This window comes from Sporosarcina sp. E16_8, assembly GCF_017347095.1.
Classification (GTDB): Bacteria; Bacillota; Bacilli; order Bacillales_A; family Planococcaceae; genus Sporosarcina.
In genome coordinates this window covers 67,245-81,392 of record NZ_JADPRZ010000008.1, presented here as the reverse complement: position 1 = coordinate 81,392, position 14,148 = coordinate 67,245, and the positions used below count along the sequence as shown (strand labels likewise).

Genomic DNA, 14,148 nt, shown 5'->3' with positions numbered 1-14,148 from the left:
GACCAATTCCCTTAAACACGAAGTTGTAATCATTCGTGTTTATGTGAGAAATTGGCCTTATTTATTTTGTCTTTCCATTTACTAAAATACAGATACCGTGTGCTAAGCAATCTAGATTCCTTCACTATTCAAAACTGTACCAAAAGCTAAACTCTAATTAATGAAACACAATCGTTTTGTTATCTTCAACAATAATCCGATTCTCAAGATGCCACTTTACAGCTTTTGCAAGAACGCGCCGCTCAATGCGACTGCCGATTTTTTTCAAATCAATTACGTCATCTCGATGATCCACTCGCTCGATATCCTGTTCAATTATCGGACCTTCGTCAAGATCATTCGTTACATAGTGGGATGTAGCCCCTATAAGCTTCACGCCACGTTCATATGCACGTTCATATGGTCGGGCTCCGATAAACGCCGGCAAGAAAGAGTGGTGAATATTGATGATCCGATGCTGAAAATGACCGACAAAATCAGGCGTGAGAATTTGCATATAACGAGCAAGTACTAGTAAATCAACACCATATTCCTCCATTAGGCGAATCTGTTCTTCTTCAACTTGTTTACGGATATCCTTATTGGCCGGTATATAGTGAAAAGGAATTCCTAAAGATTCGACCACCCCTCGCGCGTCCTCATGATTACTTACAACGACGACAATATCAGTGTCTAAATCGCCATTTTGCCATTCCCACAAAAGTTCCATCAAACAATGCGTCTCTTTTGAAACAAAAATGGCTGTCCGCTTCCGCTCATTTTCATAAGCAAAGTGGTAATCCATAGAATGACTGGTAGCGATCGCCTCAAACTCACTTTCCAATTGTGCTGACTTTTCTTTCAAGTTTTCACAGTAAAACTCCATTCGAATAAAAAAGTTACCCTTTTCCGGATCATTTGAATACTGACTTGATTCAATAATATTTGAATCATGATTAAGCAAAAACGTCGACAACATTGATACAATTCCCGGTTTATCCGGACATTTCACTAACAGCCGCCCCCGGTTTTCTCTTTTATTTCCACGTTGTTTCAGTTTCATTTCAACTTCTTTTTTTATAGACATTTCTGAACATCTCCTAATATTAATCGTGCTCGTTAATAGTATCCGTCATACTACACGACTACGCAATGTTTGCACTACAACTTACTTTTAACAAATCAAGATAGTTCTATAAATAGGTGCTTGTTAAAGAATTAAAGTATCAATCCTCCTGTTTCTGTTCATCATAACAAAAAGGAGGTGTGATACTATGGCTCAAGAAATTCTTTGTGAAGTGAGCAACTGTAAGTATTGGGGTCCGGGAAACAAATGTAAAGCGAATTCTATCTACGTAGTCAGCCAAAAAGGTAAAAAGGCAACTAGTAGCGAAGAAACGGATTGCAAAACATTCGTGCCAAGAGATTGAATAACGACGTTTTCGAAAATCAGTAATTTAGTTCAAGCCTAGTATCATTCACAATGGAAAGCGCCAGATTCTAAAACAACTCGGAACTGTTTTGGAATCTGGCGTCTTTCATTTTCTTGAATAATTTACAATTTGCAAAACAGTTACTACCGCCAAATGGATTCTGTCGCTCATATGGTATCCATCTATCGTAAGACGGGCCGACGTTTAATGCCAATCCAATTGACAATGATAACACTTACAATGGCGACAATGCCTCCTATAATAGACAAGATACTTGGAAATTCCTGCAACCATAGCAACGCGACAATAATGGCGACAACAGGTTCAGCATATAACATACTTGCAACAGAGCCCGTTTCACCCAATGAAAGTGCCGTAGCCCATGCAACATAAGCAATCGCCGCAGGAAAAACCCCCAGATATATAGTCGAAAAATTTGCTTCGATTGTCGCCCCTTGAATGCTTTGTAGGAGACCTGGGTAGTAAATTGAAAATGGCAGTGTCCCTGCCCAAGTGAAGTATGCGGTTAATTCTATTGGACGATAAATTCTCAATAATGGTTTTTGGAAAACGAAGAAAGCGGATGTTGCAACAGATGCGATTAAAATGAAAATAACTCCTTTTGAAATAGTGAAAGATGTTCCCTCAGATCCAATTGTAATGAGAAAAATCCCGATAATCCCAACAAACATTCCCACCCAACCGAGAGTACTTAACCGTTCTTTCAGAAAAATGACAGCTATCAATGCAGTGAAAACAGGAGCAGAAGCAATGAACATTCCTGCGGTACCTGCTGAAACCGTCACTTCCCCATATGTAACTCCCCAGTGATAAACACTAATTCCAATCCACCCAAGTACACTTATCTTAAGTATATCCTCTTTTCTAGGTAATCGGAATGTAGTCCCAGGCCAGAGTGCATAAATGGCGAACACGCTGGATGCGATTAAAAAGCGAGTAAGTACCAAATGGCCCGGTGAATAGCCACCTAGCAAACTAGCTCGTATAGCGGCGAACCCTGATCCCCATACAATGACTGTAAACAGCGCAAGTAAAAAAGCTTTTTTATTCATACAGTAATCCTTTCCAAAACAAAATTTCAGCTATGTACATCTAGGGCTGATAGTTGTCCTTAAACTCAATTCTGTCATTTTGACTAATAAAGGAAGAAAGTATAACTATAAAATACACTGAATAGGTTGGAAAATTAAAGCCAGTCGAAATATAGTTGAGCTCTCTATTACGTATGGAGACCTTGAACTTCAATTTTAGATAAATACCAAAAACCGATTCTACTTTACATTAAGAAGTTATGGGAGCCCCTTTACACTGCTTTTATCCCTCCTAATGTACAATCCGGTCACCATAACATATAATAGTATAAAATCCAATTAGAATAGTAGGTTTTAATATGAAGACAATACCAAAACCTTTGGTAATGGCGAATCAATGGACGATTGTTTTGACTGTAATTATTTCACTACTAACACAGTCAGCTTGGATTTTACTCATTCCATTAATCGCGAATCTTTCAAGTTTATTAACGGGATTCCATCCGATTTTAGTACTTGTAAAGCGATTTTTAGCTAGACCAGCTAATCAATATATTCAGGAAGACTACTCGCAGTTACGATTTAACCAATGGTTGGCTGTCGGATTTCTATTCGTTGCAAACGTGAGTTTTTTATTGAATTGGATTATATTATTTAATATTGCTACGATGATGGTTGGCCTAGCTGCACTCATCGCAATTCTAGGTTTTTGCATAGGTTGCTTTGTACGCTTCCAATACCAACAATGGAGTTATCGACGTAATTAAGTAATGAATAACGCAAAATAAAAATCAGCCATTACCATACATGGCTGATTATTTTATGGCTAATCGAAACATATTACTAGCAATTATTTGAATGTCCTACTACTTGCTATCTTATTCTAACGCTTTCCCCATCCCTTTCAGAAAATCCAGTCCATATTTCACAGCACGGTTCGTATCAGGATCATTTAATGCAGTCATCAATTGAAAAACACTTACTTTTTGCCCATTACCGCTATAGAGCTCAGCTTCATGCAATCCACCTTTAACACTCGCTGCAAGTTTCGCTGTAACATCAGGGTCAATAGATGAAATCACACTGGTTGCATTTAGCACATGGTTGATGATGTTGGTCACTGGGTCACGTGACGCTTGGTCTACTGCAATTTTTGCGATATCCCCCTTTGCTTTCACCATTGCCTTCAGCGCGTCGAAGACTCCTGCGCCATCCAACTCTCCAGTGATCTCTAATATTTTATTGAGAGCCTGGTCTTGTTCTGCAATTAATGACTGTAGCTCCTCAAGTTTATTCTGTTTGATTTCCTGCGTTGTCATTACTTTCTTTTTTATAGAAGTAATTGGCGCCGCCATCGTAGATCATCTCTCTTTCTCATCTTCTGCTAATTGTAGATATCCTGGACGCGCCCATTTCCGCTCTACTTCCACACCATTTTGCGGGTGACGCTCTTTATTGCGATGGTTCGATTTCGGCAACGGGTTTTCGCCCTCTTTTCGAAGTACTTCCATTCGTACCATTGTCTGTTTATACGCAGGTGTATTCGTGCGCTGATCGACAGCAGGTCCGGTTAGGAAATTAATGGCTGATTCTTTTTCAACCGAATTCATCGGTAAGAATAATTCGTTTTTCTTCACACGTTCCGTTACAAGTGCCGGCAGCTTTAGTGCGCCGTATGGCGATATCAGGCGTACAAGGGATCCGCTTAACACACCACGTTCTTTTGCAAGTTCCGGCGAAACCTCAACGAAAACTTCCGGTACTTTCTCCTGAATCCCATCCGATTTATTCGTCATATTGCCTTCGTGGAAATGTTCCAGCAAGCGCCCGTTATTAATGTGGAGATCATATTCTACTGGAAACTCTACAGGTTCCACCCAGTCAGACAGAGCGAACCGTGCCTTTTTATCGGGGAAATTAAATCCGTCCACGTATAATAGCGGTGTGCTTGCACCATCCAAATTGCCCCATAAGAAGCTGTCCCAATCTTCCATTACGCTATAATCGGCTTGACTAAATATCGGTGAAAGACTCGCCATTTCCGCAAAAATCTCACTTGGATGACTGTAGGTCCAGTCTGCACCGAGACGGATAGCGATTTCCTGTACAATCCACCAGTCCGCCCGTGCGTCGCCCAATTCCGGAAGTGCTTTGTATAAACGCTGCACACGTCTTTCCGTATTTGTAAATGTGCCGTCTTTTTCAAGCGATGGAACTGCCGGTAATATGACATCTGCATATTGTGCAGTTCTTGAAAAGAAAATATCCTGCACAACGAGAAAATCGAGCTTAGACAAGACATCATGTACATAATTCGCATTAGAATCGACGAGCGCCATATCCTCCCCTACGATATACATGGCTTTCATGATTCCAGCATCGACGGAATGCAACATCTGAATATTATCAAGTCCGGGCTTATCATTGATTTTCACGCCGTATGCCTTTTCGAATTTCAGACGGGCCAAATCATAAGTGACGTGTTGATAGCCCGGAAGCCATCCTGGTAGCGATCCCATATCACATGCACCCTGAACGTTATTATGTCCACGTAGCGGATAGGCACCTGCGCCAGGACGTCGATAATTACCCGTCGCGAGTAGCAAATTGGATATTGCCGCGGAAGTATCCGATCCACCAGTATTTTGCGTAACACCCATTCCCCAAAGAATACAAGTACCGTCTGCATCACGAATCATTTCCGCCGTTCTGATTAGCAAATCCCTTGATACGCCACATACTTTTTCAGCATAGTCGAGTGTATATTTCTCAAGAACTTCTTTAAATTCATCCAAATAATGGACGTTATCATCAATGAACGACTGATCATGCCATCCTTTATCAATCATGTATTTTGTCACTGCCATGAGCCATACTTGATCAGTTCCTTGCTTCGGGCTAATAAATATATCTGAGCGTTCAGCCATTTCATTTTTCCGCAAGTCGGCGACAATCAATTTTTGTCCATGTAACTTATGCGCACGCTTCACACGAGTGGCGAGAACTGGATGCCCTTCAGCTGGGTTAGCTCCAACAATAATAACAAGACCAGCCTTCGCTATATCTTTAATTGTTCCAGCGTCCCCTCCCATGCCGACTGTACGGAATAAACCGTCTGTAGCTGGAGACTGACAATAGCGTGAACAGTTATCTACGTTATTTGTTTCAAATACCTGGCGTGCCAACTTTTGAATGACATAGTTTTCCTCATTTGTAATCTTCGAAGATGAAATGATGCCGACAGCTTCTTTGCCATGCTCTTTTTTGATTGTACCGAGTTTCAGAGCAACAAGGTCAAGCGCTTCTTCCCATGTAACTTCAACAAAAGAATCGCCTTTCCGAATAAGTGGTGTTGTAATTCGTTCTTCGCTGTTGACGAAATCCCAACCGAATTTCCCTTTAATACATGTTGAAATCGCATTGACTGGTGCTTCTGAAACGGGTTGGATTTTTAATATCTTCCGGTCTTTCGTCCACACTTCAAATGAACAGCCAACACCGCAGAATGTACAGACTGTTTTCGTTTTATTCGTCCTCGTATCACGCATCGCTGATTCAACATCTGAGATGGCCATAATGCCGCTATACCCCGGCTCCACTTCTTTGACAAGATCGATCATCGGCGATAGGATTTCCTCTTTTAGCCCAGTCATGAATCCTGCTTCACCAAGCATTGATGTTTCCATAAGTGCATTGCATGGACATACGGTAACACAATGGCCGCAACCGACACAAGATGAATCATTGATTTTCGTACCCCCATCCCACAGGACAATTGGACGGTCCCTCTTCCAATCAATCGATAAGGTTTCATTTACCTGTAGATTTTGGCATACTTCCACACACTGACCGCAAGCAATGCATTGATTTGGGTCGTAACGGTAAAATGGATGTGTGAAATCCACACTTTCTTGTGTACATTTTGGTTCATACGGATATTTTTGATGTTCGATTTCCATCATATCCACCGTGTTATGTATTTTACAGTTGCCATTATTGTTGTCACACACGGTACAATACAGGAGATGATTTGCGAGAATTCGATCCATCGCCTCCATCTGGACTTCTTTTGCACGAGTCGAAGACAGTTCTACACTCATTCCAGAAACAGCTTTTGTTGAACAAGCACGCATTAGACGACCATCTACTTCCAAGATACACGTATCACATGTCTCAATCGGATCCACTTCAGGTAAGAAACATATTTGCGGATGATCAATTTGATATTGATTGATCACCTCAAGAATCGTCTTGCCTTCCACGAAGTCATAATTTGAACCGTCAATCTTGATTGGCATGTGGTCGCCTCCTTTTTAATAAATAAAAAACCACCTTAAAAAATACACCAACTTGACATGTGCACTTTCTTAGTGGAATAGTCCTCTAACAGGACATGGTGAACTACCAATACATAATTCTAATTAACGTTTGATAACACCATAGCGTTTCATACTGTAACGCCCTCTTAAATACTAGTATACTTTAAATTGATAGAATAAACAATTTACAATTAGAGCACTTTTCTTTTACAAACGTAGGGGGGATAAGCAGATGGAACAAGTAACTAAACGGACTGTCTTTCGATACTCAAATGGGTATTTAGTGAAAAAGGAAGACCAAATTGTCATTGAACATCCAATTACCATCAAAATCAACAACCAAGAATTTGCAACAATCGTTTGTTCACCTGAGTACATCGAAGATATGGTCGTCGGTTTTCTAGCATCTGAAGGCGTCATTCCGAACTATGAAGATATCAAAGCTATTTCCGTGCAGGAAGAATTGGGGATTGTCCATATCAAAACGGACAAAATGTATCCTTTTTACGAAAAATTGCTGAACAAACGCTATATCTCCTCTTGTTGCGGCATGAGTCGACAAGGATTTGTGTTCGCAAATGATGCATTGACGGCAAAGAAAATGACAAAAACTCATATTTCACTTACTCCGAAAGAGTGCTTTTTCCTAATGGAGCAGATGGAACAATCAGCAGACATGTTCCATCAAACTGGCGGCGTCCATAATGCAGCCCTCTGCACGCCTACCGACATTATTATGTCGAGGATGGATATTGGAAGGCATAATGCCCTGGATAAAATCTACGGTCATTGTTTGAAACATAAGATTCCAGTCAGCGACAAAGTAATTGTGTTCAGTGGTCGTATTTCATCGGAAATTTTATTGAAAGTGGCAAAAATCGGTTGCGAAATAGTTCTTTCAAAATCAGCACCTACGGAATTGGCACTAACACTTGCAGAAGAACTTGGCATTACGACCGTCGGATTTATTCGCAAAAGCTCCTTTAACCTGTACACTCATCCTGAGCGAATCATTAGCGAAGAAAACATTCATAACAAACAGGACAAATGATGCTAAGTAGACAGATACATCTGGTTTATTAAAGTATTCACTAGGGCCTAAGTGTGAGTATTCAAATTCACATATAAAAATGCCTACCTATATGCGAAGTGCATATAGGTAGGCATTTTTTAATTAAGTTGATAAATACTTAAACTTACGACCGTCATTACTATTAGTCAATTTCCCTTAAGTTTTCGATATCCCTCTTCAACAGCCGTAAATAGAGCTGTTCCAGCCTTCAACCCGGTAAATTTTTCAATTGCATAACGAATACCTTGCTGTTTAATTGTTTCTTGAATGAGTTTTGCTTCTGGATCTTCCAAATAATCAAAACGCAATGCTGCTGCTATTCCCAGCGCCAAGTAAGTCGGTGTCTCACCAAACAACTCCACGTATTGAGTCGCGGGGCCGACCAGCCGATCATTGAATTTGAGTTTACGTAAAGGTGATCGACCCACTCGTGTTACATCATCAGATAGATATGGATTTGCAAATCGCCCCATAATCTTTTGAATATAATCGCCATGCTCTTGCTCATTAAATTGATATTTAGCAATGAGTAATTTACCGGTTTCTTGCAAAATATTCTCAGTCAAAGTCCTGATTTCTTCGCTCGCAAGTGCTTCGTCCATTCTCCTAATACCCGCCAAATAACCAAAGTACGCAACGGCAGCATGACCTGTATTCACGGTATACAGTTTCCTTTCAATATATGGTTCTAAATCTTTAACGAACGTAATCCCTTTAACTGGCGGGTTTTCGCCAATGATTTCTGATTCTTCAACTACCCATTCATAAAATGGCTCCACTTGAACCGCAATCTTATCTTCATTTACTTGATTCGGAACGATGCGGTCTACTGCTGCATTCGGAAAGCTAAAACATTCATCAAATCGTAACTTTTCGTCTTCAGTTAATTTTTCATATACTTTTTCTTTAAGAAAAGCACTTCCGCCAATCATATTTTCACAAGCGATGATTGTTAACGGTTGTCCCGTTTGAACGAGACGCTCCTTAAGTCCTTCAGCAAGTAAACCCGCTATGAAGGGCAGCACATTCGGCCCAACCGCAGCCGTCACAAGATCTGCTTTGACAATTGTTTCAATAACTAATTCCGGATCCGTCGCACTATTAATGGCCCGAACATTTTTCACAAGCAGTCCTTCATGAGCTGCATTTGCAAGTTCAACACGGTATTGTTTTTTTTCGTTTATCAACTTAACAAGCTCGCTGTTCACATCTACAAAGCATGTTTCAAATCCGGATTGATACAATAAGTTTCCAATGAAACCTCTACCTATATTTCCAGCGCCAAAATGAACAGCGATCATGTTAGTTCACTCCTTCAAAAAAGGATAAAACTTCATCTTTAGACGATGCATTCACAATTGCCTCTACATTTTCTTCTTCAGAAACTACGATTGCAATATTCGACAGGATTTCTAAATGCTCGTCCCCTTTTCCAGCAATCCCAAAGATCAATTTGACGATATTCCCATCTCCGAAATCTACACCCTGTGGCACTTGAATAATTGCAATTCCTGACTCCATTACTTCTTGCTTTGCATCGTCTGTACCATGTGGAATGGCTACAAAATTCCCCATATACGTAGTTGTCATTTCTTCGCGTTCAAGCATTTTTTCTACATAACTTGACTCAACATAACCCCTGTCAAAAAGGATTTTCCCTGTTAAGCGGATTGCTTCTTCTTTTGTCGCTAGCACTTGATTCAACACAATGTTTTCAATCGATAAAATAGGTAATGTCATTGTAAAAACTCCTCTAGTTATTTTATTTTTTCATTAATGAACTGCTCAAATTTCTGTGCCAAATAGGAATGGATATGCGTCCCCGGACTGGATTCAAACAATTCAATACTTTTTTCGTCTTCGATAATGAGTGAACTAATATAACTTAGTACTTCTAAACCCTGTTCATGGTATGAATGAGGGGCTAACAACAGTAATAAATGCCTGACTTCGCTATCCGTTCCGTCCATCGCTTTCATAACGATTGGATCCACAAGTGTTTGGATCGTAAACGAAGGCTTAAGAATTTGTTCGTGGCGGGTATGGAATAAAGCTAGCTTTGTTTCAGGTATTCCTATTCCTCCAATTGCTTCTCTTGCAAATAGAGCATCTGCCACAATTTCAGCATCTTTGATAATATTTTTCTTTTCCAATTGGTTACATGCTACTCGTATATATTTTTCTACTGACATATGTTCTTTTTGTGATGAATGCTGAAAACCCGATAATAACTCGGCTACAGTTCCCGTGTATAAATGGATACTTTTCATTCTGTTAGTTATTTCTTCAATTGTGGAATTACTATGGTTTACCAAGGTAACCGGTTTTTTAATAAGCTTCTGCCTTCTTGCATACAGCTGTACTTGTTTAATTTCTTCTTCTGTCATAAATGGACTGACGATCAAATATTCCTTGGTAAAATCTTGTAAATAAATAGTAGAAATAACTAAGTCTCTATCTGAGATTTGAAGTTCATTTAATTCAAAAAGAGATACATTCGCTATTTCTGCAATTTCTGGTATTTCTCGTTGAAGTCGCGATACGAGCATTTTGGATGTCCCTATTCCACTTGAACAAACAATATAGGCTTTTAAATCTTTTTCACCCTTCACACCGAGTAAGACAGATCCGAAATGCATGACTAAGTAACCTATCTCTTCATTAGGTATTTGTAGTTCCGGAAATACTTTTCCAACGGCATTCTTGACAATCTGAAACAACTCTTCATAATCTTTACGAATACTTTTCAACAAAGGATTGGTGATACCCATATCCTGTCGAATACGATAGATTGCAGGCTTCAAATGTGTAACAAGGCCTTCTAACAAGGGCGCGTTATCCATTAAATCTTCACCCGTAGCATCTTCCATGCACTGAATCAGTTTCTTCGCATGTATGAATGTTTCCAAATTGGAGGCTTCAAGTAATTGTCCTTCATTATGACGAAGCTTGGCACCTTGAAGATGCATTGTAATATACCCAATTTCAGCTTTAGGTATTTCTATCTGGAACCGAGCCGATAATTTGGCAATAATCTCCTGTGCAATGTGGTATTCCGGTTCCTTTGTTAACTGCTCTAAATACACAGTATCCATCTGAATATTTTCACCTAACATAATACGTTCAATTGCCAACGTTAGATGAACAATGAGCCCGACATAAGCATTATCCGTAATTGGAAATGGTAATACTCGATTTAATTGTTGCATGACATCTTCAATAATCAGTATTTTTTCCCGATCAACAAGATGCAATAACCGTTTGGATATAGGATTCTCTTGATTCCCAGATTTCTTCTGAATACGTTCTTTTGTAAACGAAAATAGCTCGTCTTCTTTTAATGTTTTGGCAATCACGTAACTCATTGCTCTTCGTTTTGCTTTTTCTGAACCGCTTATTTCAATTCCATACCCTCTTTTTTTCACTATTAGAAGCTTAAAGGGTTTTAATTGTTCCTCTAGCTTAAGTAAATCTGCACTGATTGTCGCTATTGCCACTCCTATTTCATTGGCAAGTGCAAAAAGCTTCACGGGCTCTGATGATTCGTACAATGTGCACAAAATCATGGTTTGCCTCTCGTCCAGCGTATACTCACGAGAAGAGAAAGTGTTTAACTTTTGTTTTAAGATTTCCTTATCTGTTTCTACCCCTACAATCTGAATGCCAACCCCAGTTTTTCGTATAAGTTCAAGGTTGTACGCGCGTAGTAATTTTTCTAACGTATTCAAATCACGGTGAATCGTTCGAGGGCTAACAGCTATTTTCTCCGATAATTCTTTAATGGTTACTTCTTCATTTCTGTCGATTAATTCATCCAAGATAATTTTTTCCCGAGCTGAAATATCCATGTTAAACACCCCATTGAAATACTCTATAATCATTGGTAAAACTCAGCCCAATTTCTTTCGAATTAGGCTGAGCTTAAGTGTACACTCATTACTTTTTCAGTTTTTCAAGAAGTTCATCGTATCTAGGACTATTTAAAAAGTTTTCGACTGAAATATGATATGCGTTTGGTGATTTTGCTTTCGCACGTTCAGTAAGATCTTTATGAGTGATTACCACTTCCGCGTCGGACGGTAAATTACTGATTGCCATATTTGAAACAGCAACATCAATTTGAGCTTTTTTAATTTTATTCCTCAAAATAGAAGCACCCATCGCGCTTGAACCCATTCCTGCATCACACGCGAAAATAATACTTTTAACATTTGCAAATGACACTTCTTGAACAGCTTCTTCAGCTACTGATTGTTGCATGAAGTTTGCCGCATGGCTCTCTTTTCCTTTTAACGCAGACGTTTTTTCTGTCGCTCTCAATAAATCGTCTTCATCCGTTTGTTTCCCTGTTTTTAAAATAATGGATGCAATTATGAAAGATACGAGCGTTGCAAAGAAGACACTTGCAATGACAGCTAAATAACTTCCTTTTGGTGTCATCGCAAGGATGGCAAAAATACTACCTGGTGATGCCGCTGCAACTAAACCTCCACCCAATAATTGAAGTGTAAACACGCCCGTTGCGCCTCCCGCAATCGCAGCGACCAATAGCAATGGTCTCATTAAAATATAAGGGAAGTAAATTTCATGAATCCCTCCAAGGAAATGAATGATACCTGCACCTGATGCTGTTTGCTTCGCCATACCTGTGCCGAAAATCATATACGCCAGTAATATCCCAAAACCAGGTCCTGGATTGGCCTCCAATAGGAAGAGAATTGATTTGCCTGTTTGTGTAGCTTGTTCAATTCCGATTGGACTTAAAACACCGTGGTTAATGGCATTATTTAAAAATAAAACTTTTGCAGGCTCAATCAATATACTTGCAATTGGCAATAGATTAGCATCAACAATCGCTTGAACACCTGCTCCAAGTGATTTATTCAACACCTCTACTACCGGACCAATTCCTTTAAAAGCAAACAGTGCTAGAATAACCCCAATAATACCTGATGAAAAGTTATTGACAAGCATTTCAAAACCTGACTTGATTTTTCCTTCAATTAATTTATCAAACTGCTTAATTGCCCATCCGCCTAAAGGTCCTACAATCATTGCACCAAGGAACATTGGAATATCTGCCCCAACAATGACCCCCATCGTAACCGTTGCACCAACGACTCCTCCACGGATACCATGGATAAGGCGTCCACCCGTAAATCCTATTAAAATTGGCAGTAAGTAATTGATCATAGGTCCTACAAGTTCTGCAAAATCTTCGTTCGGAAACCTACCTGTTGGAATAAATAATGCAGTGATGATTCCCCAAGCGATGAAAGCGCCAATATTCGGCATGATCATCCCACTCAAAAAACTTCCAAAACGTTGAACTTTCATTTTGAATCTTGAATTATGTTGCTGTTCATTTTCCATTCCCACACACTCCCTTCCTTTTTTATGAAGCGACAACTGTTTGATTACTCCCAATAATAAAGCGTTTACATTCGTTAGGCAATCGAATGTAAACGCTATTTTGTCACTTCTATTGTTGCCATATGTATACTTGATGGATTTAAGTATACACAAGGCACTACTGTATTATCAGAATTTACAGTCCCCATCTACTTAATGGACCACTGCAAACCTCTCGTTAGGTAAAGCGTTATTTATTATCCGGGTATTGTGTTTGCAAAAACGTAACCGATTGAGTAATTAACTCTTTTAATACACTCGTGTCGATATCATCTACTTTATTAATATACACGCACGCTTTGCCAGAAGTATGTTTTCCAAACATCGCCAGCAATGCATCACGCTCGCTATCGCCGGGTGCAAAGTACAAACTAGTTTTTGCTTTACGTGGAGAGAAACCAGTCAACGGTGCGTTACCTTCGTGGCCCGTTTTGTATACATAATGATACGTTCCAAAGCCAATAATACTAGGTCCCCACATTTTTGCTTCATAGCCTGTCGCCTCTTTAAAAATATCAAGTAGCCTGTAAGCATCCGCACGTTTTTTGAGATTTTCTACATTCTCTATAAATTCAATGACGTCATTGTCTGTTTCCTTCGTTTTTTGCTCGTACATATTCTATTCCCCTTTCTTCCATCACCCTACGAACTCATCTAGGCATTTTTTACATATACATGATTTTCTCGATTTCTCGTAAGGTACTAGATCGAAAATAGCTTTCGGAAAGAACTCTCCATTACACCAACATGTACCTAGGGACTTTTCTGTGGAATTACAACAATTATTGTTTTCTTTGCAAATAGGACATTGGTAACTTTCTACTGTATCGAATACTTGGATCATGATTTCCCCTCACTTATCTACGCGGATTATTTCTGAG

Annotated in this window: 13 protein-coding genes; 3 read left to right on the top strand and 10 right to left on the bottom strand. The window is 39.5% G+C overall.

What is annotated here, in order from left to right; genetic code table 11:
- Positions 1-157: 157 nt before the first annotated feature.
- Complete coding sequence (purU, locus tag I2484_RS08760; RefSeq protein ID WP_207150687.1) at positions 158-1,042, bottom strand: formyltetrahydrofolate deformylase; 885 nt, start codon at positions 1,040-1,042, stop codon at positions 158-160.
- Positions 1,043-1,253: 211 nt separating this feature from the next.
- Between purU and I2484_RS08755 the strand changes: the two genes are divergently transcribed.
- Entirely contained in the window at positions 1,254-1,409 is a 156-nt protein-coding gene (locus tag I2484_RS08755) for a DUF1540 domain-containing protein (RefSeq protein WP_207150653.1), read from the top strand.
- 185 nt (positions 1,410-1,594) lie between these two features.
- Here the strand turns inward: I2484_RS08755 and I2484_RS08750 are convergent, their stop codons facing one another.
- Entirely contained in the window at positions 1,595-2,485 is an 891-nt protein-coding gene (locus I2484_RS08750) for a DMT family transporter (protein ID WP_207150652.1), read from the bottom strand.
- Positions 2,486-2,823: 338 nt separating this feature from the next.
- Between I2484_RS08750 and I2484_RS08745 the strand changes: the two genes are divergently transcribed.
- A complete protein-coding gene (locus tag I2484_RS08745; RefSeq protein ID WP_207150651.1) occupies positions 2,824-3,231 on the top strand; it encodes a DUF4395 domain-containing protein in 408 nt (135 codons plus the stop codon).
- A gap of 111 nt (positions 3,232-3,342) precedes the next feature.
- On the opposite strand, the gene I2484_RS08740 is transcribed toward I2484_RS08745, so the two are convergent.
- Together I2484_RS08740 and fdhF are read right to left on the bottom strand one after the other, a co-directional pair.
- On the bottom strand, positions 3,343-3,819 hold the full coding sequence (locus I2484_RS08740; protein ID WP_207150650.1) for a helical membrane plugin domain-containing protein: 477 nt from the start codon (positions 3,817-3,819) through the stop codon (positions 3,343-3,345).
- 6 nt (positions 3,820-3,825) lie between these two features.
- Positions 3,826-6,762, bottom strand: coding sequence for a formate dehydrogenase subunit alpha (fdhF, locus tag I2484_RS08735; protein ID WP_207150649.1), 2,937 nt, complete (start codon positions 6,760-6,762; stop codon positions 3,826-3,828).
- A gap of 253 nt (positions 6,763-7,015) precedes the next feature.
- On the opposite strand from fdhF, the gene fdhD reads away from it, so the two are divergent.
- Complete coding sequence (fdhD, locus tag I2484_RS08730; protein WP_207150648.1) at positions 7,016-7,834, top strand: formate dehydrogenase accessory sulfurtransferase FdhD; 819 nt, start codon at positions 7,016-7,018, stop codon at positions 7,832-7,834.
- A 167-nt stretch (positions 7,835-8,001) separates the two neighbouring features.
- Here fdhD and I2484_RS08725 read toward each other — a convergent pair whose 3' ends face one another.
- The 6 genes from I2484_RS08725 to I2484_RS08700 all read right to left on the bottom strand — a co-directional run bounded on the left by I2484_RS08725 (position 8,002) and on the right by I2484_RS08700 (position 14,111).
- The gene (locus I2484_RS08725; protein WP_207150647.1) at positions 8,002-9,156 is read right to left on the bottom strand and encodes a mannitol-1-phosphate 5-dehydrogenase; all 1,155 of its coding nucleotides are present in this window, start codon (positions 9,154-9,156) and stop codon (positions 8,002-8,004) included.
- A gap of 1 nt (position 9,157) precedes the next feature.
- Positions 9,158-9,595 carry a PTS mannitol transporter subunit IIA gene (locus tag I2484_RS08720; protein ID WP_207150646.1) on the bottom strand — a complete coding sequence of 146 codons (438 nt, stop codon included), beginning with the start codon at positions 9,593-9,595 and terminating at the stop codon, positions 9,158-9,160.
- A 17-nt stretch (positions 9,596-9,612) separates the two neighbouring features.
- On the bottom strand, positions 9,613-11,703 hold the full coding sequence (locus tag I2484_RS08715; RefSeq protein ID WP_207150645.1) for a BglG family transcription antiterminator: 2,091 nt from the start codon (positions 11,701-11,703) through the stop codon (positions 9,613-9,615).
- A gap of 88 nt (positions 11,704-11,791) precedes the next feature.
- A complete protein-coding gene (locus tag I2484_RS08710) occupies positions 11,792-13,228 on the bottom strand; it encodes a PTS mannitol transporter subunit IIBC (protein ID WP_207150644.1) in 1,437 nt (478 codons plus the stop codon).
- A gap of 229 nt (positions 13,229-13,457) precedes the next feature.
- Entirely contained in the window at positions 13,458-13,883 is a 426-nt protein-coding gene (locus tag I2484_RS08705) for a DUF1801 domain-containing protein (protein ID WP_207150643.1), read from the bottom strand.
- 21 nt (positions 13,884-13,904) lie between these two features.
- Positions 13,905-14,111, bottom strand: a complete 207-nt coding sequence (locus I2484_RS08700) for a cysteine-rich CWC family protein (RefSeq protein WP_207150642.1) — start codon at positions 14,109-14,111, stop codon at positions 13,905-13,907.
- Positions 14,112-14,148: the final 37 nt, after the last annotated feature.